The following is a 19583-nucleotide window of genomic DNA, read 5'->3' as shown; positions in this document are numbered from 1 at the left end:
CTCCCTCTCCCTGTGGGAGAGGGCCGGGGTGAGGGCATCAGGTTAACGTTATGAACTATCACCAGTACTACCCCGTCGACATCGTTAACGGCCCCGGCACCCGCTGCACCCTGTTCGTTTCCGGCTGCGTGCACGAGTGCCCCGGCTGCTATAACAAAAGCACCTGGCGCCTCAATTCCGGCATACCGTTTACCGCTGAGATGGCAGACAGGATCATCAACGACCTGAACGACACGCGCATCAAACGCCAGGGGATTTCGCTCTCCGGCGGCGATCCGCTGCATCCGCAAAACGTGCCGGATATTCTGAAGCTGGTGAAACGCATTCGCCGCGAGTGCGCGGAAAAAGACATCTGGGTCTGGACGGGCTATAAGCTGGATGAACTGAATGCGGCTCAGAGGGAGGTCGTGGACCTGATTAACGTGCTGGTCGACGGCAAGTTTATGCAGGATTTAAAAGACCCGTCGCTTATCTGGCGAGGCAGCAGTAACCAGGTCGTGCATTATCTGCGGTAAACGCTAAAGCCGTTTGTTTGCGTCATGATAAACGGCCGAATGTTCTCTTTTCCCAATGGCAATAACAACGACTTTCACTACTTCGTCCTGAACCTGATAGACCAGGCGATAGCCGGACGCTTTAAGTTTTATTTTGTAACAATCAGGCAGGCCGTGTAAACGAGCTGATTCGTTCCTGGGTTTCGCCAGCACCTCGGCAAGTTTTTTCTTAAACTGCGCTTTCACCGTATCACCCAGCTTATGCCACTCCTTTAACGCCCTCGGGTCAAATACCAGTTCATAAGTCATCCAGACTAACCTTAACGCCCTTTTGCGGATTAGCCAGTCGCTCCCGGACCGTCTGTATCAGCGCATCTTCACTGTCGCTAATCGTGACCGTTTTCACGGGCATGCGCCCCGTTTCAGCAACGTATTGAAACAGTAACCGCACGGCTTCCGTTGGGGTGATGTTGAGTTTTTCCAGCACGGCGTAAGCCTCGTTTTTGAGTTTGTCATCCAGACGGACGTTAAGCGTGGCCATTATGCCTCCAGTAGAACGGAATATGTAATGCATTTTAGCATTACATTCGCATTACATCGAATTCTGGATAACGCCTCTCAAAACCGACTCAAACTCTCCATCGCCACCGCCTTAAACCCGGCAAAATCCCTGCAGCCACAGAGCCGCGACATCGCCCGTTCGCGCAGGAAAGTGACGAAGATATCGTAAATCGCCATCGCCTCTTCGTACTCGCTTTTGCTGATGGCGAGCAGAAAGATGACGTGCGCGGTTTCGTCGCCCCACTGAATGCCCTGCGGGGCGAGGACGGTATAGACCACCGTTTTCTGCGCCAGCAGGCCGAGGGAGTGCGGCAGCGCGATGCCGTCCCCGAGCATGGTGCTGACGATGGCCTCACGCTCAACGACCGACTCCAGAAAGGCTTCCCCCACAAAGCCCTCTTCTTCAAGCTGTTCGCACAGCTCCCGGAACAGGGTCTGCTGGTCAACAGGCGTGTTAATAATGCGGAAATGGGCTGCGTCAAAGTATTTATCCAGCATCCACGGGCGGGTGCGGTCCACCAGCACCAGCTTGCCGATCTGCTCCAGCTGGTAATCCGTCGGGAACGGGGCGATCATCACCACCGGTTTCGACTTTTCGCTGACGCGGACGGTGGAAATAACAAAATCTTCGCTGATGGATTCGGTCAGTTCGTACTCGCGCAGGGTTAGGGTGCGCGTCATCTCAATTTGCGGGTATTTGCGCTGCAGCACCGCCTCAATCATGCGCACCATGGCGTTACCGGCGTCACACACCAGCAGCACGCGCGGCTGGCGCTGGTAGCCGATGTTGTAGTGGCGCTCCAGCCCGACGCCGATGTGCAGCACCAGGAAGCCAATCTCGTTTTCGCTGATCACATACGGCGTATATTTGCCCCAGCTCGACACCGCCGCCAGGGTCATATCCCACGCCATCGGGTAGTGCTGCTTGATGTTATCCAGCAGCGGATTCGGGATCATGATTTGATACCGCACGCGGGTGATCATGGTTTTGATGTGCGTGAGCAGATCCGCATGCAGCTGTTCGTCGCTGAGCAGGTTGTAGTTATAGTGGGTGTTAATGTAGCGCAGGATATAGTTAACCAGCGCTTCGTCGTCGTCGGCATTTATGGCGCTGGGCGCAATCTCCGGGATCTGCCGCGCGGCGATGTGAACGCACAGCCAGCTCTCCTCCGAAGGTGAAAGCGCTTTGCCCGCCAGCTGCTGGAGGGTCACGGCGATATCTTTCGCCGCCTCTCGCACGTTCTCTTCCACGTCTTCGGCATGGAATTCCGGTAGCGGGTAACCTTCGCTGATGCGGCGCACCGACACCGCGCAGTACAGGCGCAGGAACAGCTCGCCTTCGTCGGTCAGGCGGATGTGATGATGCGTCAGTGCGTCGTGCAGCACCGGTACCATCTGCTCCGCCACGCCCGCATTCAGCGCAACCTCCGTCACCAGTGGATTCAGGCTGTCCTGCTGGGCCAGCTCCCAGAGCAGATCGGTCAGGCACGCGCGGATCGCCATCTCGCTGCCAAACAGCTTCATCCCGTGGCGAGGACGGGTTTCCAGCGTCAGGTTATAGCGGTGGAACCACTCGCGCACCTCGGCCATGTCGCTCTGCAGCGTGGCGCGGCTGACGAACCACTCGTCCGCCAGATCCTCAAGCTTGAGGGAGAATGCCGAGGTCAGAAAACGCACCACCAGATAATGCACGCGCTCCGGCCCGGTCCGCGGAATGCGCAGCGCGCGCGGGTGGGAGGCCTGCAGCTGCTGATAGCGCTCGGCATCCTCAATTTTGAGCTGGTAGCCGTTGCCCCGGCTCAGAATGAACTGCGCGCCGTGGCCTGCCAGCAGCGCGTTGAGGGCGGTGATATCCGCACGGACGGTTCGCGTGGAGACCGACAGCCGCTGCGCCAGCTCGTCCTGTGGCAGCGTCTCGTTTTGCAACAGATCGAAAAGTTGCGCTAAACGTTGGTTCGGGAATCGCACGTCGTTGTCCTCTTACGGCTTAAGGTGAAATGACCATCTGGGATGGGCTGCCGACCGGGGTATAGTCTGGCTCAACGCTTAGCCTGCCGTCCTGACCGACGCGGAAACGGGTAATGTTGTCGCTACGCTGGTTCATAACGTACAGCCAGCGGCCCTGTTTATCGAGCGTCAGGGTGCGCGGGTAATCGCCTCGCGTCCAGACATCATCCTGATGCGTCAGCGTGCCCTCCGCTGTTACGGTAAAGTGCCCGATGCTGTTATGCAAACGGTTAGCCACATACAGCTGTTTACCATCGGCGCTTAACGCCAGCCCCGCCGCAAAACTGGTGCCTTTGTACCCTTCCGGCAGGGCAGACACCGTTTTGCCCTCTTTCAACGTGCCGTTGGCCTGCACGGCATAGTGGGTGAGCGTCGACGCCTCTTCATTAATCAGCCACAGGGCGTCCCCCTTCGGCGTGAAGACGAAATGGCGCGGTCCGGCCCCTTTTGAGGAGGCGCGAATAAACGGCGGATCGTTTGGCGTCAGCTTGCCGGTTCGCTCGTCCAGGCGGTACTGGTAGATGCGATCTAACCCCAGATCGGTGGAAAACACGTATTTCCCGCTGGGATCGGCGGCGATCATGTGCGCATGAGGTCCGTTGTGATCGCTGATGGCAAAGCTGCCTTCAGCGGCCGCTTCCGGTTTTGCCGCGCCCGGTTCGCCCTGATCCTGATGGGTGTCCGTGGCATCCCCCAGGCTGCCGTCTGCCTTAACCGGCAGAACGGCAATCGACCCGCTGACGTAGTTGGCCACCAGCAGATGCTGGCCATTTGGCGTCAGCGAAAGATAAACCGGCCCGGCCCCGCCGGACGCCACCTGATTGAGCTCGCTCAGCTCACCCTTATCGCCGATGCGCAGCGCCTGCACCACGCCCTGCTCCACTTCGCTTGCCAGATAGAGCGTTTTGCCGTCGGGCGAGACGGTCAGCTGCGCGGCGTTCGGCAGTTTGCTCACCAGCGTTTTATTGCCGAGCGCGCCGGTTGGCGGGTCAACGGTAAAGCGGTACAGCCCTTCCCCGTTAGGGTTATAGGTACCCACCCAGGCGTACTGCGTCTGGGCGACAGCGGCGCTGGCAAGTAAAGAGAGTGAAGCGACAAGCAGGTTACGGGTGTGCATGGTGGCTCCTGTTGAAGGTATTACTTAACGAGTTTCTTCGTCATTTCAAGCAACGTACGCACATCTTCCGGACGCGTATCGCCGCTGGCTTTGTCGATAATCGAGCTGTAGATATGCGGGATGATTTTGCTCACGCCTGCGTCCAGGGCGATCTGCAGGATCTCCTCAAAATTCTCCAGATCGATTCCCCCGGTCGGCTCCAGCCAGAAGTCGTGACGGGCGCAGGCTACTGCTACAGCCTGATATTCGTCACGGCACTTGAGGCCGCCCATCGGGAAGTATTTGATTGAGCTGCCGCCAAAATCTTTCAGCAGGGCAATCGCGGTTTCCACCGGCACAATGCCGTCCATAGCTGCGCTGCTCAGCGGGCCGGTGGAGATTTTCACCATGCCGACAGTGCCGGTCGGTGAGACCAGACCGTTGACTACGGAGTCGTTCTGTCCCAGCAGCGCGCGGCTGGTGGCGACGCCGGTAAAGACCTGATTGACGTGCTGCGGTTGCACCTGGCGGGCGATTTCGCTCACCATCGCCGACTGGTTCGGGTCGCCTGCGCCAAGTCCTACCGAGAGCGCGTTGTCAATCAGCACCGCGTACTCACGCATATCAGCGACCGCGCTGGCTACGTCCGGATAATTTTTGGAGAGCACGCCCACCAGCACATGACCTTCCGCCGCCTCGTAAATGGCGCTGGCGTTAGCCTTCGAACCTGCCAGCACGTTCAGACAGACGCGGTCACGGTAAAAATTGGGGGTCAGTTTCATGCCTTATTCTCCTGTCCTAACACTTCACTAATGCGACGGTACACAATGTTCAACTGGTCAGCATTCACGCTGCGCACGTCCGCTTCGATGATCCCTTCGTTGGCCTTGTAGCCACGGAAGTAAATGGCGTATTCGCCCTGCTTCAGGGCATTCACCAGCTCGCCGGTGCCGATGCCGGTAATGGCTTCGTCGAACTTAATCTCGGTGCGCGCGATATCACGACCCGCACTGTCCCAGACCACGCGCGCCGTGACGCCGTTCAGGGTATTGAGTGCGTCGATAAACGGCGTCATCTTCGCCACCATTTCCGCACCGCTCTCTTTGGTCGCCGTCAGGTAGTGTTCGATGGCGCAGGTCAGGCCGAGGATCCCCTCTTTGCCGACCTTCATCGCGCGGCCAATGCCCGCCGTCTGGCGCTTCACCCACTCGACGTAGCGGGTCTTGCCGATCACCAGCCCGCTGGTAGGCCCTTCAATCGCCTTCGCGCCGCTGTAGATCACCAGATCGGCCCCGGATCGGTAGTAGGTATGCAGATCTTCTTCCGCTGCCGCGTCGACGATCAGCGGAAGATCGTGTTTACGCGCCACCACCGCTGCCTGCTCAACGCTGAGCATGCTTTTCTGCACGCAGTGGTGCGATTTGATGTACAGGATCGCCGCGGTGCGTGGGGTGATTGCCGCCGCCAGCTGATCGGCGGAACATTCGTTGGCATAGCCCGCTTCCACCACCCTGCCGCCGCCCAGCGCCACCATGGTGCCCACCGGCGCGCCGAAGTTAACGTTGTGCCCTTTCGGCAGGACGATCTCGTTGTTCTCAACGGGCGTCACGTGCAGGTTTTCCAGCAGCCAGTCACTGTCTTTCACCAGCACCGCCGCCACCGACTGGGCAATGCCCGCCGAGGCGCAGGAGACCACCGTCGCCCCTTCAACGTCCAGCAGCTTCGCGATGTATTCCCCGGTTTTGTTAACCAGATCCTTCATCTCGAAATAGTGATTCATGCCGTCCATCGCCGCCTGAACCACTTCCGGGCGCGGCGTGGAGACGCCCAGCGCCGTCATGCGGCCGGAGGTGTTGATGACCTGCTTTAAGTTGTATTTCTCATAAATTGAAGGCATGTTCCGTGCTCCCTTGTTCGGTCATGTAGCCCTTGCCCGCGCGGATCGCGGCAAGCGGCACCAGAATGTGTTCAGCCTGCAGGCTGTCGTTTTCGGCATCCGTCAGCACCGTCGGCTGACGTTTAACGGTGAACAGCGTCAGGTCGGCGTCAAGGCCGGGCTGAATGCGCCCTTTGCGCGCCAGTCGAAGGCCATCAGCCGCGTTCGCGGTCACGCAGTTAATCACCTGCGGCAATGACATGCCGATGGCGAGGAATTTAGACATCACGCTCGCCAGCGACCCGACCGGGCCATTGATGCGATTGTGGCAGTAGATATCCGAGCTGATGGTGTGGGGCAGAATGCCCATCGCGATGGCGCGTTTTGCCACCTCAAAGCTGAAGCTCGCCGTACCGTGGCCAACGTCCAGCCGTACGCCGCGCTTCAGCGCAGACGTAATGGACGCACGCAGCTCGCCGGAAGGCGTCAGAATGCGGTTGGGTTTGCCGTTATAGCAGTGGGTGATGATGTCGCCCGAGCTCAGCAATTCGGCGATTTCGTCGAGGTTTGGCGGGTTATTGCCGATGTGCACCATCAGCGGCAGGTCGCTGTTCTCTTTCTGGATGGCTTTCGCGCGCGCAAGCGGCGTAATACCGTTGTCACCGACCACGCTGCTGCTCATGCGCGCTTTCAGGCCGACGATAAAATCAGGGTGGCGTTTTACCGCCTGCTTCACCGCCTCGGCGTCAATATTGGCCATATTGGCCAGCTCATTCTGGGCAATCAGCCCTACGCGGGAGATGTTCAGCAGCGCGAACACCTCGGTGGTGGCTTTGCGGGTAATTTCATAGAAATCGTCCACGTCGTCTGCCCCGGTACTGCCCGCATCCACCACGCTGGTGACGCCGGTGGCAATCCCGACGCTGTCCGGTTCGTCGTGGTAAATCGGGGAGTTCGGGTAGCAGTGAACGTGCGAGTCGATCCAGCCTGCGCTGACGAACACGTCACCGTTCAGCTCAACCGTCTTATGTGCGGGAGCATCAATCTCGCCCAGCGCCGCGATCGAACCGTCCTGAATGGCGATATCGGTCAGGGTATCGTCGGCAAGGCGCGCGCGGCGCAGGAGTAAATCAAACATGGGGTTCTCCTGATAAGGCGGGCGCCAGCGCGCCCGCAGGTATTAAAGGGCGACCGGGAACAGCCAGCCTAAAATCATTGCTCCCAGAATGGCGCCACCGGTAATTGGCTTCTGCCAGATGTAGAACAGCAGCGCGCCCAGCAGGGAGCCCACGCCAATCGGGATGGAGGCGGTCATGGCGCTGAGGATAATCAACGGCCCCAGGAAGCGGCCAGAAGCGTTACCTGCGCCCATCATGACGTCTGCGCCGTAAGTGGAGTTGCTCTGGTTGATGGTGAACTTACGCGCCAGGATAATGACGTAGCCAATCGCCAGACCAATCACCAGGCCGGTGATCAGCGCGGCAATAAAGTTGGTCACCGGGAACATGATGCCCGCCCCCAGCAGCAGTGCCGGAACCCCCAGCCCCACGCCGGTCTGGATGGCGCCGCCGATGTCGAGAATACCGACCAGCGATCCTTCGATAATACGGGCGAACAGGAAGCTGGCGCCAAACGCCGCCACCGCGCCGTAGACGCCGGTATCAATCCCCGCTTTCAGCATCGCCACGAAGGCCACTTCGTTAAACGCGCCGATGCCATAGAGGTAATACATGTGCGTCCCGGCGAACACGCCGGAGGAGAGCAGGCCAACGAAGATCGGGAACGACCAGTCGGCATACCAAAAACCTTTATTCTGTTCCATTGCAGGCTCCTGTTATTTACCGCTGAGCGAGTTGTGGATCATGTCGAGCCAGTTCGGCACGGTCAGATGGAAGGATTCGATCATCTTCATGTCGAAGCCGCGGAAGAAGCCGCTCAGCACGAAGAGCAGGACGATAGCCGCCATCATCACTTTGGTGACGTGGTTCCAGCCGCTCTCTTCCACGCCTTTACCGATCAGGATCCCCAGTACCAGGCCCGGTACGGCGTTGCCCATAATCAGCTGCGCTGCGCCGCCGAAGATGGTGGCCCAGAAGCCCGATTTTTTACCCGCATCGATGGCCGCCAGCCAGAAAATCACCGGCATCACGGTGTTGACCAGCAGGTTCGCCGCCGGCACCAGCACCTTCACGGCGGTGACCTGCAGTGCGGCAGGGACCGAGGAGGCGGTCAGGTTCAGGAAGGTCACGACGACCATGCCGATCACGCCGCAGGCAATCGCCATTTTGCGCGGGTCGTGCAGCGTTTCGCCGACGTTACGGTTTTTGATCATCAGTGCAGCCGCACCCCAGTTCGGGATGATGCGGTGGTCAACGTCCTGTGTGAAAGCCCCTGCGGCCACGGAAGAGGCCCAGGCGTTAAAGAAGAAACCTAACCCAAAGGAGAAGTGAGACGCCGGATCCCCTTCGCAGGAGTTCAGCTCCCCTAACGTACGAAACGCGCCCATCCCCTGTGTGGTAGGCGCATGAAACATGCGTGCAGCCCCGGCCCCGACACCGACGCCTACCAGGCCGCCGATGATGAGCGATTTTATTAATATAATTAAGAACATCAGTCTGCCCTTTTATGAATAATCAGCGTTGCGTGACGAAATCCACCTGGTCAAGATTGATGGCGGTCACGTTGACGGTCACATCCAGCTCCACGCTGTAGGTGCGTCTTTCCCGGCGCAGAAAGAAGAACAGAAAGGCTTCTTTTCGCACCGCTTCTTGCGCCTGAACGACCTGCACATCCTGTGGCTCAATACGCAGTAAGATATGCGGTGAGGCTTTCATCACCGCGGCCTGAACGTGGTTGAGCGCGTCGGCAAAGGCGCGCGCTTTGGCGTCGCCTTTCCCCTTCACTCTCACCGTGGTTGTGAACTGTTCTTTCATGCTTATGCGCCGTATTTTTTCTGCCACGCCTGCACCAGACGCTCGCCCAGCTCTTCTTTATCCATAAAGCCAAAGCCCAGCACGTTGCAGCCTTCGTTGATGGCAGTCACACCTTCATCCACGGAACGCATACCGTATTTGGCTTTGTAGCCATATTTGGTCTGGGCGGTGATGGCGCCCGCGCCGCCGCTACCGCAGAAGGAGATACCGAAGGTGGCGTTTTCCGCTTTCATCACGTCGCCCAGCTTCATATCCGCGGCCATGCCCGGCACAACCACCGCGCGTCCACCCGCTTTTTCCACACCAGCGGCCACTTTCTGACCTTTACCCAGGCGATCGCCAATCACGACTGTAATCTGTTCCATGTGTTGCTCCTTAAAGGTTGTCTTTCGCGACTTCAAAGTGAACGGAGAGCAGCCAGGCCTCTTCATCAGGAAGGTTGCCAAACTGCGCCACCACTTCACGTGCCAGCCGCATTGAATCCGGTGAAATTTCGTCGAACAGCTCCGCTTCAACCTCCGGCAGCGGCTCGCCGGTCACGGACCGGTGCGCCATCGCACGAACGTGGGAGGTGAGCATCTGCTCCTGTACCGCATTGGGGATGATGTTGTGCCGGGCCAGCAGGGCATAAACCTGCTGCAGCATCGTGTTCGCAAGCTGCTCTGTTTGCACTGCCTGTTCCCCAACGTCGTTCATTACCGCTCCGTTACTCACTGGTCTTACCCCGTTAATGGCTCTGTAAGTAAACTAACGGCGGGGGGAAAGGGTTTGTAGCGAGTTGTTTTCCACTTCGAAGTGGAAAGGCGGGCCGCAGCAGTGATCTGTGCCACATAAATGCGCTGAATCTGGATAAACCGCTGTATTTACGTGATGAATATCACGCTATTACGCGGCAAGGAACAGGTCAGCGAAGTGGAAAAGATTACGAGTCGGCTCGTAGAAATGTGATGTAGATAAGGTTTTCTTATGGGGATTCGCTAGAGTGGCGACGGGTGCTTGAGACTGACCGTCTCAGGCAAGGGACGGAAAGTGGAAAGCCCCGCCTGATAAAAAATCAGGGCGGGGGCTCGAAACAACACGTCACGACCGTGGAGTTCGCTACCTCGCCCGCTTTAAAGCAAGGAGGCATCCATGAAACGCCAATCCCCAATTATCCGGGTTTTGATGATTGTTGCTTTGACAATAATCATCTTAACGCTGGTGACGAGGAAAACACTGTGCGAGATCCGTTTTCGAAACGGCTCGCTTGAAGTGATAGCGCGGATGGATTGTCGCTCCGGCAAGTAGGGAGCAAATTTGTGGAGGCGCGCAGTGCGCCTCCACATACAGGGAAAGGACGTACAGCTCAGGCACCCAATTAACGGTACTTTTTATGATACGTGTTGCGCGTCGTCACAAACTGCTCGGCCGCCGCCTGGGCTTCTTTCACTTTGCCTTCGTTGGCGAGTTTCAGCGCACCGTCGATTTGCCCTACCAGCACGTCAAAGCCGTGACGGTAGTCTTTCATCTCGGCACTGTCTGCCGCTTTGTTTTCAAGCTTAGGCGGTGTTGCTTTCTGGGCATCCAGCGCCGCTTCACGCATTTTGGTCAGCGCGTCTTTCATTTCCGCCGCATTGTCCGCTTTCTGCACCACCTTCAGGTTTTGCCCGAGGATGCCCATGTCGTCTTCAAGATCGGCAGCAAACGCAGAAGAGCCAAGAACCAGCGTTGAAGCCGCGACGATCGCTAACAGATGTTTACGCATTGCTCACTTCCTTTTTATTATTAACAAAACGCTATCTTTATTGACCCGCAATTTTCATTTCGGGCAGAAGAACTGAACCACACTGTATATTGCTACGTGTTTCAATATCGTTACCGACCGTAACGATGTTGCGCCACATGTCCTTCAGGTTGCCGGCAATGGTAATTTCGCTCACCGGATACTGGATTTCTCCATTTTCAACCCAGAAGCCCGCCGCACCACGAGAGTAATCCCCGGTGATGCCGCTCACGCCCTGGCCCATCAGCTCTGTGACGACCAGCCCGGTGCCCATCTCTTTCAGCATCTGCTCGAAGCTCAGGCCCTGTCCGGCGATGCGCCAGTTATGGATACCGCCTGCGTGCCCGGTGCTTTTCAGCCCCAGCTTGCGCGCGGAGTAGTTGGTCAGCAGCCACTGGGTCAGCACGCCGTCTTTGACGATATCACGACGTTCGGTACGCACCCCTTCGCTGTCGAACGGTGTGGAGGCGAGTCCTTTCAGCAGGTGCGGATGCTCTTCGATGGTCAGCCAGTCCGGCAGGATCTGCTTGCCCAGCGAGTCGAGCAGGAAGGTCGATTTACGGTACACGGAGCCGCCCGCGATAGCGCCCACCAGATGACCAAACAGTCCGGTCGCCACTTCATTGGCAAAAATGACCGGGGCCTTCATGGTGGAGAGTTTACGCGGTGACAGGCGCGACAGCGTGCGTTCGGCGCACTCTTTACCGACCCACTCCGGAGATTGTAAATCCCCCAGCGCGCGGCCAATGGTGTAGGCGTAGTCGCGCTCCATGTCGCCGTTCTCTTCGGCGATCACGCAGCTGGAGAGCGAATGACGGGTGGAGCAGTAGCCCTGCAGCATGCCGTGGCTGTTGCCGAACACTTTGATGCCGTAATGGCTGTTGAAGCTGCCGCCTTCGGTATTGGTAATACGTTTATCGGCCTGCAGGGAAGCCTGCTCAGCGCGGGCTGCCAGTTCAATGGCTTCGTCCGGGGTGACGTCCGCCGGGTGGAAAAGGTCGAGATCCGGGGCATCAAAGGCCAGCAGCTCTTTATCCGCCACGCCAGCGTAAGGGTCTGGCGAGGTATAACGGGCGATATCCAGCGCCGCCTGCACCGTACGGGCAATGGCATCCGGGCTGAGGTCGGTCGAGGAGGCACTGCCTTTGCGATTCTGGTGATACACCGTGATCCCAAGCGCGCCATCGCTGTTGAATTCTACATTTTCCACTTCGCCATAGCGGGTACTCACGCTAATACCGGTGGTTTTGCTGACCGCCACTTCGGCGCCATCTGATTTACCTGAAGCGAGCGTCAGCGCGGTGGAGACGGCTTCTTCCAGAATCTTACGCTGCGCTTCAACTTGTGAGGTTACTTTCATCGCAAATGCCATACTGTAAGAGAGAGTTAACTGAAGTCTAACAGAGAACCGTTTTTCAGTGCGCGTCTTAACTGGTAACATTAGCCTCTTTTTTTAAGGAGCCTGACATGACTAAGCAGCCCGAAGACTGGCTCGACGACGTTCCCGGTGATGACATCGAAGACGAAGATGATGAGATCATCTGGGTCAGTAAAAGTGAAATTAAACGCGACGCCGAAGAGTTAAAACAGCTTGGCGCAGAAATGGTGGAACTGGGTAAAAACGCGCTGGACAAGATCCCGCTCGACCAGGATCTGCGTGATGCCATTGAACTGGCACAGAAAATCAAAAAAGAAGGCCGTCGTCGCCAGCTTCAGCTTATCGGTAAAATGCTGCGTCAGCGCGACGTTGATCCGATCCGCCAGGCGCTGGACAAGCTGAAAAACCGCCATAACCAGCAGGTTGCGCTGTTCCATAAGCTGGAGCAGATCCGCGATCGTCTGATTGAACAGGGTGATGACGCCGTACCGGAAGTCCTGAACCTGTGGCCGGATGCCGACCGCCAGCAGCTGCGTTCATTGATCCGTAACGCGAAGAAAGAGAAAGAAGGGAATAAGCCGCCGAAGTCTGCGCGCCTGATTTTCCAGTATCTGCGTGAGCTGTCTGAGAACGAAGAGTAATCCATGCGTTTTGCGCCGGATGGCGGCGTAAACGCCTTATCCGGCCAACAAGGTCGTGCAAAATCCAGGCCCGGTAAGCGCAAGCGCCACCGGGCTTTTTTTTACACGTCGGCGGCCACTTCCGCTTTTTTCGCCAGACCGTCCAGCAGCTTCTGATGGATCCCACCAAAACCGCCGTTACTCATCACCAGAATATGGTCGCCCGGCTGGGCCGCTTTCACCACCATCTCCGCCAGCGTATCCACATCCGCGCTCCAGTGCGCCGGCTGGATGCAGGCATCGGCCACTTCCGCCACCTGCCACGGAATATGCTGCGGCTGCAGCAGGAAGACCTCATCGGCACGCCCTAAAGAGGGCGCGAGATCGTCTTTGCAGATCCCCATCTTCATGGTGTTCGAACGCGGTTCCAGCACCGCCAGAATGCGCGCGGTACCGCCGACTTTGCCGCGCAGGGCCGCAAGCGTCGCCAGAATCGCCGTTGGATGGTGTGCGAAATCGTCATACACCGTGACGCCGTGGGCTTCACCGCGCAGCTCCAGACGGCGACGGGCATTGATAAACGAGCCCAGTGCGTTCGCCGCATCCGCAGGCTGAACGCCCACATGGCGTGCGGCCGCGATCGCCATCAGGCCGTTGTGCATGTTGTGTTCACCCACCAGGCCCCACTTCACCTCACCCACTTTTTCACCGTCGAGCAGCACTTCCCACTCCGAGGCATCCGCGTTGAGTTTCTTCGCCTGCCAGTGGCCCTGCTCGCCCACCAGCTCCTGCTCGCTCCAGCAGCCCATTGCCAGGGTCTGTTTCAGGTTGATGTCGTTTTCCGGCAGGATGATGCGGCCCTGGCCCGGCACGATGCGCACCAGATGGTGGAACTGCTTCTGAATGGCTTTCAGATCGTCAAAGATATCCGCATGGTCGAACTCAAGATTATTGAGGATCAGCGTCCGCGGGCAGTAATGGACGAATTTGGAACGTTTGTCGAAGAAGGCGCAGTCATACTCGTCGGCTTCGATAACAAAGAACGGGCTGTCACCCAGGCGCGCAGAGACGTCGAAATTACCCGGTACGCCGCCAATCACGAAGCCCGGTTTATAGCCACAGGCTTCAAGGATCCACGTCGCCATCCCGGCGGTGGTGGTTTTGCCGTGGGTCCCGGCAACGGCAACCACCCAGCGGTCACGCAGCACGAAATCATGCAGCCACTGCGGGCCGGACATGAACGGAATATTGCGTTCCAGTACCGCCTCAACGCACGGATTGCCGCGGGTCATCGCGTTGCCAATGATGACCAGATCCGGCTCGGGATCCAGCTGGCTGGCATCGTAGCCCTGAATCAACGCGATGCCCTGTTTCTCCAGAAGCGTGCTCATTGGCGGATACACATTGGCGTCCGAACCTGTCACTTCATGGCCCAGCGAGCGCGCCAGCATTGCCAGTCCGCCCATGAAAGTGCCACAAATCCCCAATATATGAATGCGCATACGTCACTATCCTTCTTCAATGTGGCGCACATTTTACTCACATGTTAGCGGCTGTGAAACGCATTTCAGGAAAATCCGTATCCTGCTGGCGCGATTCACCTCTGCGCTACTATTTGAATCTTTGTTAAGATTGTTGGGCTTTAGTCGTTTTAGTGAACATACAATCGCTTTACTCACAAAGATGCAGGGAAAGTGTTATGAAAACGTTAGGTGAATTTATTGTCGAAAAGCAGCACGAGTTCTCTCATGCTACCGGTGAACTCACTGCTTTGCTGTCGGCAATAAAGCTGGGCGCTAAGATCATCCACCGTGATATCAACAAGGCCGGTCTGGTCGATATCCTGGGTGCCAGCGGTGCCGAGAACGTTCAGGGCGAGGTTCAGCAGAAACTCGATCTGTTCGCAAATGAAAAACTGAAAGCTGCACTGCGCGCGCGCGACATCGTTGCGGGTATCGCCTCCGAAGAAGAAGATGAAATTGTTGTTTTCGAAGGGTGTGAACACGCGAAATACGTTGTTCTGATGGATCCGCTCGACGGCTCCTCCAACATCGATGTTAACGTTTCTGTCGGTACCATTTTCTCCATCTACCGCCGCGTCACGCCTGTTGGCACGCCGGTGACCGAAGAAGATTTCCTGCAGCCGGGCAATAAGCAGGTTGCTGCCGGTTACGTCGTGTATGGATCCTCCACCATGCTGGTGTATACCACCGGGTGCGGGGTTCACGCCTTTACGTACGATCCTTCCCTGGGCGTCTTCTGCCTGTGTCAGGAACGTATGCGCTTCCCGGAAAAGGGCAGTACCTACTCCATCAACGAAGGAAACTACATCAAGTTCCCGAACGGTGTGAAGAAGTACATCAAATTCTGCCAGGAAGAAGATAAAGCGACGCAGCGCCCGTACACATCCCGCTATATTGGCTCTCTGGTTGCGGACTTCCACCGTAACCTGCTGAAAGGCGGTATCTACCTCTATCCAAGCACCGCAAGCCACCCGGACGGGAAACTGCGCCTGCTGTATGAATGCAACCCGATGGCGTTCCTGGCCGAACAGGCGGGCGGCAAGGCGAGCGACGGTAAAGAGCGTATTCTGGATATCGTGCCGGAAAGCCTGCACCAGCGTCGTTCATTCTTCGTCGGCAACAACCACATGGTTGAAGACGTTGAACGTTTTATCCGTGAGTATCCGGACGCGTAATACCTTTCTTCAGGGGAGCCCGTCTGGCTCCCCTGCTCATTTATATATTTTACCGTATAAGTGTTTATAAAAAACATGCTTTAATCCTGAGCACTGCTCCTGCATTATTTCCATAACAGTTTGACAGATATTTCGTGGAGCAGAATCGCAATGAAAAATTATTCTCGTGCTAATACCGGTATTGATTTAAATCTTATCCCTGTTTTTATTGAGATCGTCCGCTGCGGCAGCATGGCAAAGGCGGCGGTGCGTCTCGACATGTCCCGCCCCGCGGTGAGTCTGGCACTGAAACGTTTTAATCAACTGTTTGATGAGCCGCTATTTTTCCGCAAAGGTTTATATCTCGAGCCGACGGAAAAAGCATTAGCCCTAACCAGTTCGCTGGAAATATTAATGGGCGATATTCACGATAATATCGCTGCAGTCAATTCTGCGAGAAATAAAACCCCGACACAAAACGTACCGGGGCTGGGCAATATTATGCCGCGTTCTGAGTCGTCACTTTGAATGAGGACATGGCGTCCATCAGCTGACGCGACTGCTCCTCAAGGGAGCGGGTCGCGGCGGAGGATTGCTGCACCAGCGCCGCATTCTGCTGCGCGGTTTCGTCCATCTGATTCACCGCAATATTCACCTGCTCAATGCCGCGGCTCTGCTCCTGGGACGCGGTGGCAATTTCGCGCATCAGTTTCGTCATGCGCAGCACTTCGGTTGCGATCTCATCCATTGTCTCGCCTGCCTGCTGAGCCAGCTCGCTGCCCTCGTTAACGTGGGTCTGCGAATCACTGATAAGTGAGCGGATCTCTTTCGCCGCGTCGGCGCTACGGCTGGCAAGGTTTCGCACTTCGCCCGCGACGACGGCAAACCCGCGCCCCTGCTCGCCCGCGCGCGCCGCTTCCACGGAGGCGTTAAGCGCCAGAATATTGGTCTGGAAGGCAATGCCGTCAATCACGCTCAGAATGTCGGCGATACGCGCCGAGCTGCCGGAGATATCCCGCATTTTCTCAATCACATAGCAGACCATTTCGCTGCCATGATCCGCAGTATCAGACACCGATTTCGCCAGCTGGTGCGCCTGCTCGGCGTTATCGGCGTTGAGTTTCACCGTGGCGGTGATCTCTTCCATGCTGGCGGCCGTCTGTTCCAGCGACGTGGCGGTGGATTCAGTGCGCTCGGCCAAATCCCGGTTCCCCGCCGTCAGTTCGCGGCTGCCGGTGTCAATTTGCGCGCTGGCATCACGTACCCGTAGCACCGAGTTCATCAGCGACTGACGCATCTCCTCTATGGCGGCATTGAGACGGTTAAATTCCTGGCTCGCGGGCGCATTTAGCGTATGGGTTAAATCACCCGCCGCCACGTTCTCCAGCTGAGCGATTGACGCCGAGAGCGGCTTGAGCAGCATATGGCGCAACACCAGCCAGGCCAGCACGATAATGCCTGCCGTCAGCAGCGCTGCGACGATAATCAGGATCAGTACGCGGGTTTTACTCGCCTGCACGGCACTGACTTCTGCCTGGCCTCGCGCTTCACTCCATTTCTGAAACGCCTGCATAGCGTTATCAAACTGCTTCGCCACCGGGATCAGGGCGTTTTCCAGCAGATCGTAGTAATTGTCAGCGCTCTGGTCATTCAGGGCTTTCAGCATCGGGTTGATCCCCTGCTGGTTATACGCCGCCAGCGTGGTCGCCACGTTATTGAGAAGCTGTTGTCCCTGCTCGTCAGCCACGCCGCCGTCGATCACGCCTTTCAGCGTTTTCTGGGCCAGGGCGACTTCCTGATTGATATTTTTTACCGCTCTGGAGGCATCGTCCAGCATACCGATTTCCATCATCCGGACGGCCTGGCCCGCTTCATTGCGCGCACGCAGGATCAGCGTATAGCCAGAATTAAGCTGCACCATCTGCTCACCCTGAAGGTGGTTGATACGCTGCAGTGAAGAAGAACTCTGTGTGAGGGCATAAATGCCAATGCCGCTGACAATCAGCAGCAGAAGGGTCATAACGGCCAGTAAAGAGAGCAAGCCGGTACGAATCGATAGCGTTTTAAGCATGATATTATTTCCGGTAGCGAGATATTTCTGGGCATAAAAAAAGAGTATCGGCCGCTACCGGAAAATGTTTAGACTTTAAGCAAATTCAGCATGTTATCGCTCTGTTACCGACGTGTTTACGCGGGTAACAGGTGAGCTTTGGCGGTTCTCCCAGAGCACCGTCAGACCGCGCTGCAGGGCAATAAAGATAAACAGCAATATGCCGATGGCGATCTTCGTCCACCAGGAGCTGAGCGTACCGTCAAAGTTGATATAGGTCTGGATCAGCCCCTGGATGGCCACGCCGAACAGCGTTCCCAGCACCGTTCCCACTCCACCGCTGAGCAGCGTGCCGCCGATGACCACCGAGGCAATGGCATCCAGCTCGACGCCCACCCCTGCCAGCGCGTAGCCCGCCTGGGTATAAACCGAGAAGACTATACCCGCCAGCGTCGCCAGCCCGGTCGAGAGCATATAGATGCGAATGGTGGTGCTGCGGGTGGAGATCCCCATCAGGTTTGCCGAGGTGGCGTTGCCGCCAATGGCGTAAACCTGGTTGCCAAACCGGGTACGGTGGGCAAGGAAGATGCCAATGACCACCACGCCCAGCATCAGAAGCCCCATCGCGCTCAGACGACCGCCGCCGGGGATTTTCCACGCCAGGCTGGAGAGCGTGTCGTACACCGGATGGTTAATCGGAATTGACTCTTCCGACACCAGATAGCTCACCCCGCGCAGGAAGAACATGCCCGCGAGGGTAATGATAAAGGCCGGGATCTTTAACGCGTCGATCAACAGCCCCATAAAGGCACCAAACGCGCAGCCCATCACCAGCACCAGCGGGAAGGCCACCAGAGGAGAGATCCCCCAGAAACCGATCGCCTTCGCGAGGAACACGCCGGTGAAGGCGATCACCGAGCCGACGGAGAGATCGATCCCACCGGAGAGGATCACAAACGTCATGCCGACGGCGATAATCCCTAAAAAGGCGTTATCGGTCAGGATGTTGCAAATCACACGCGTCGAGGCAAACCCCGGGAACTGGGTCAGGCAGTAGAGATACCCCAGCACAAACACGCCCAGGGTGATCATTAACGGTAAATTACGTTTTATCATGGCCACGGATCCCCTTAATGATGCTGACAAAGCGCGGTGACTGGACGATCAGCACGCAGAGCACGACCACCGCTTTTACCACCTGGTTGAGTTCCGGCTGGAAACCGGAAAGCAGGATCCCGGTGTTCATCCCCTGAATGATCAGCGCGCCAATCACCGAGAGCAGCAGGTTAAAGCGCCCGCCCATCAGCGATCCGCCGCCGATCACCACTGCCAGGATCGCATCCAACTCCAGCCAGAGTCCGGCGTTGTTGGCATCGGCTCCACGAATATCTGCCGCGACGATGACCCCGGCGATGGCGGCGCACACACCGCTAAGCACGTAGGTCAGCATCACCATCAGCCGCGTATTGACCCCGGCGTTGCGTGCCGCGCGAATATTGATCCCGACGGCTTCAATGAACATCCCCAGCGCCGTTTTACGGGTGAAGAGCCAGAACACCACCAGCGTGACCAGAGCAATGATCACCGGCGTGGGGAAGAACAGCAGCTTGCCGCTGCCGAGCCACGCCAGGTTCGGCGAGTTGAAGGTGACAATCTGCCCGGAAGTAATGAGCTGAGCCACACCGCGCCCGGCGACCATCAAAATGAGCGTGGCGACAAAGGGCTGAATTTTCAGCACCGCCACCAGAATGCCGTTCCATAATCCTGCCAGCACGCCGGTGCCTAATGCCGCCAACAGGACGACCGGCAGGCTGTGCCCGGCCACGGTCATCGAGGCTGCCGTGGCCCCGGCGATGGCCATCACCGCGCCGACGGAGAGATCGATCCCGCCGGTGGCAATGACCAGCGTCATCCCGATGGCCAGCAGCGCCACGGGCGCAGCCCGGTTCAGGATGTCTATCGGGCTGCCAAACAGGCGACCATCCTGAACAATAATCTGGAAGAAATGCGGTGCGACAAGGCTATCAACCAGCAGTACCACCAGCAGCGCCGCGATTTGTGGCGTGCCGGTTGGCCAGTTGAAGCGGCGCTTTGTTGCGCCAGTTTGCGAAAGCGAACGGGACATCACG

Annotated in this window: 23 protein-coding genes; 5 read left to right on the top strand and 18 right to left on the bottom strand. The window is 57.5% G+C overall.

The annotated features are described in order from the left end of the window. The first annotated feature begins 50 nt into the window (after positions 1 to 50). The gene (gene nrdG, locus C1N69_RS02450; RefSeq protein ID WP_155030613.1) at positions 51 to 515 is read left to right on the top strand and encodes an anaerobic ribonucleoside-triphosphate reductase-activating protein; all 465 of its coding nucleotides are present in this window, start codon (positions 51 to 53) and stop codon (positions 513 to 515) included. A gap of 3 nt (positions 516 to 518) precedes the next feature. Here nrdG and C1N69_RS02445 read toward each other — a convergent pair whose 3' ends face one another. The 12 genes from C1N69_RS02445 to C1N69_RS02390 form a co-directional block, all read right to left on the bottom strand. Then, the gene (locus C1N69_RS02445; RefSeq protein WP_025759089.1) at positions 519 to 803 is read right to left on the bottom strand and encodes a type II toxin-antitoxin system RelE family toxin; all 285 of its coding nucleotides are present in this window, start codon (positions 801 to 803) and stop codon (positions 519 to 521) included. Beyond that, on the bottom strand, positions 793 to 1035 hold the full coding sequence (locus C1N69_RS02440; protein ID WP_025759087.1) for a type II toxin-antitoxin system RelB/DinJ family antitoxin: 243 nt from the start codon (positions 1033 to 1035) through the stop codon (positions 793 to 795). Before C1N69_RS02440 ends, C1N69_RS02445 begins: the two co-directional genes overlap by 11 nt. A 77-nt stretch (positions 1036 to 1112) precedes the next feature. Further along, positions 1113 to 3023, bottom strand: coding sequence for a BglG family transcription antiterminator (locus tag C1N69_RS02435; RefSeq protein WP_155030612.1), 1911 nt, complete (start codon positions 3021 to 3023; stop codon positions 1113 to 1115). Between the two features lie 19 nt (positions 3024 to 3042). After that, positions 3043 to 4179 (bottom strand): lactonase family protein, encoded by a 1137-nt coding sequence (locus C1N69_RS02430; RefSeq protein ID WP_155030611.1) that lies wholly within the window; start codon positions 4177 to 4179, stop codon positions 3043 to 3045. Between the two features lie 20 nt (positions 4180 to 4199). Continuing rightward, a complete protein-coding gene (gene dagF, locus C1N69_RS02425) occupies positions 4200 to 4940 on the bottom strand; it encodes a 2-dehydro-3-deoxy-phosphogluconate aldolase (RefSeq protein ID WP_155030610.1) in 741 nt (246 codons plus the stop codon). Beyond that, positions 4937 to 6055 (bottom strand): DgaE family pyridoxal phosphate-dependent ammonia lyase, encoded by a 1119-nt coding sequence (locus tag C1N69_RS02420; protein ID WP_095450375.1) that lies wholly within the window; start codon positions 6053 to 6055, stop codon positions 4937 to 4939. Before C1N69_RS02420 ends, dagF begins: the two co-directional genes overlap by 4 nt. After that, complete coding sequence (locus C1N69_RS02415; RefSeq protein ID WP_155030609.1) at positions 6039 to 7172, bottom strand: amidohydrolase/deacetylase family metallohydrolase; 1134 nt, start codon at positions 7170 to 7172, stop codon at positions 6039 to 6041. Before C1N69_RS02415 ends, C1N69_RS02420 begins: the two co-directional genes overlap by 17 nt. Before the next feature lie 42 nt (positions 7173 to 7214). Next, positions 7215 to 7856, bottom strand: a complete 642-nt coding sequence (locus C1N69_RS02410) for a DUF4310 family protein (RefSeq protein ID WP_008501407.1) — start codon at positions 7854 to 7856, stop codon at positions 7215 to 7217. Between the two features lie 12 nt (positions 7857 to 7868). Further along, positions 7869 to 8645, bottom strand: coding sequence for a DUF4311 domain-containing protein (locus C1N69_RS02405; protein ID WP_025759080.1), 777 nt, complete (start codon positions 8643 to 8645; stop codon positions 7869 to 7871). 22 nt (positions 8646 to 8667) lie between these two features. Beyond that, the gene (locus C1N69_RS02400; protein ID WP_006810338.1) at positions 8668 to 8967 is read right to left on the bottom strand and encodes a DUF4312 family protein; all 300 of its coding nucleotides are present in this window, start codon (positions 8965 to 8967) and stop codon (positions 8668 to 8670) included. Between the two features lie 2 nt (positions 8968 to 8969). Next, positions 8970 to 9332, bottom strand: a complete 363-nt coding sequence (locus C1N69_RS02395) for an SFCGS family glycine-rich protein (RefSeq protein ID WP_006810339.1) — start codon at positions 9330 to 9332, stop codon at positions 8970 to 8972. A 10-nt stretch (positions 9333 to 9342) separates the two neighbouring features. Next, positions 9343 to 9681 (bottom strand): glycine dehydrogenase, encoded by a 339-nt coding sequence (locus tag C1N69_RS02390; RefSeq protein ID WP_025759077.1) that lies wholly within the window; start codon positions 9679 to 9681, stop codon positions 9343 to 9345. Between the two features lie 417 nt (positions 9682 to 10098). Between C1N69_RS02390 and C1N69_RS02385 the strand changes: the two genes are divergently transcribed. Then, positions 10099 to 10254, top strand: coding sequence for a Hok/Gef family protein (locus tag C1N69_RS02385; protein ID WP_094917717.1), 156 nt, complete (start codon positions 10099 to 10101; stop codon positions 10252 to 10254). Between the two features lie 70 nt (positions 10255 to 10324). Here C1N69_RS02385 and cybC read toward each other — a convergent pair whose 3' ends face one another. Together cybC and pmbA are read right to left on the bottom strand one after the other, a co-directional pair. Further along, on the bottom strand, positions 10325 to 10711 hold the full coding sequence (gene cybC, locus C1N69_RS02380) for a cytochrome b562 (protein WP_104556456.1): 387 nt from the start codon (positions 10709 to 10711) through the stop codon (positions 10325 to 10327). Positions 10712 to 10748: 37 nt separating this feature from the next. Then, positions 10749 to 12101 carry a metalloprotease PmbA gene (pmbA, locus tag C1N69_RS02375; protein ID WP_032672597.1) on the bottom strand — a complete coding sequence of 451 codons (1353 nt, stop codon included), beginning with the start codon at positions 12099 to 12101 and terminating at the stop codon, positions 10749 to 10751. 95 nt (positions 12102 to 12196) lie between these two features. Between pmbA and yjgA the strand changes: the two genes are divergently transcribed. Beyond that, on the top strand, positions 12197 to 12748 hold the full coding sequence (gene yjgA, locus C1N69_RS02370) for a ribosome biogenesis factor YjgA (RefSeq protein WP_008501414.1): 552 nt from the start codon (positions 12197 to 12199) through the stop codon (positions 12746 to 12748). A gap of 101 nt (positions 12749 to 12849) precedes the next feature. Here yjgA and mpl read toward each other — a convergent pair whose 3' ends face one another. Then, entirely contained in the window at positions 12850 to 14229 is a 1380-nt protein-coding gene (mpl, locus tag C1N69_RS02365; protein WP_045284444.1) for a UDP-N-acetylmuramate:L-alanyl-gamma-D-glutamyl-meso-diaminopimelate ligase, read from the bottom strand. A gap of 197 nt (positions 14230 to 14426) precedes the next feature. Here mpl and fbp point away from each other — a divergent pair, with 197 nt between their 5' ends. Both fbp and C1N69_RS02355 read left to right on the top strand, forming a co-directional pair. After that, on the top strand, positions 14427 to 15425 hold the full coding sequence (fbp, locus tag C1N69_RS02360; protein WP_025759072.1) for a class 1 fructose-bisphosphatase: 999 nt from the start codon (positions 14427 to 14429) through the stop codon (positions 15423 to 15425). 150 nt (positions 15426 to 15575) lie between these two features. After that, a complete protein-coding gene (locus C1N69_RS02355) occupies positions 15576 to 15932 on the top strand; it encodes a helix-turn-helix domain-containing protein (protein WP_059385672.1) in 357 nt (118 codons plus the stop codon). Here the strand turns inward: C1N69_RS02355 and C1N69_RS02350 are convergent. The 3 genes from C1N69_RS02350 to ytfT all read right to left on the bottom strand — a co-directional run bounded on the left by C1N69_RS02350 (position 15904) and on the right by ytfT (position 19582). Further along, a complete protein-coding gene (locus C1N69_RS02350) occupies positions 15904 to 17475 on the bottom strand; it encodes a methyl-accepting chemotaxis protein (protein WP_045284442.1) in 1572 nt (523 codons plus the stop codon). The two genes, C1N69_RS02355 and C1N69_RS02350, sit on opposite strands and share 29 nt — an antisense overlap. Before the next feature lie 93 nt (positions 17476 to 17568). Continuing rightward, positions 17569 to 18570 (bottom strand): galactofuranose ABC transporter, permease protein YjfF, encoded by a 1002-nt coding sequence (gene yjfF, locus C1N69_RS02345; RefSeq protein WP_021240694.1) that lies wholly within the window; start codon positions 18568 to 18570, stop codon positions 17569 to 17571. Further along, positions 18557 to 19582 carry a galactofuranose ABC transporter, ATP-binding protein YtfT gene (ytfT, locus tag C1N69_RS02340; protein ID WP_167514955.1) on the bottom strand — a complete coding sequence of 342 codons (1026 nt, stop codon included), beginning with the start codon at positions 19580 to 19582 and terminating at the stop codon, positions 18557 to 18559. The genes yjfF and ytfT overlap by 14 nt, the downstream gene beginning before the upstream one ends. Position 19583 lies beyond the last annotated feature (1 nt).

The sequence above is a fragment of the Enterobacter sichuanensis genome, from assembly GCF_009036245.1.
Taxonomy (GTDB): domain Bacteria; phylum Pseudomonadota; class Gammaproteobacteria; order Enterobacterales; family Enterobacteriaceae; genus Enterobacter; species Enterobacter sichuanensis.
This window is presented reverse-complemented; position numbering and strand designations above follow the sequence as displayed.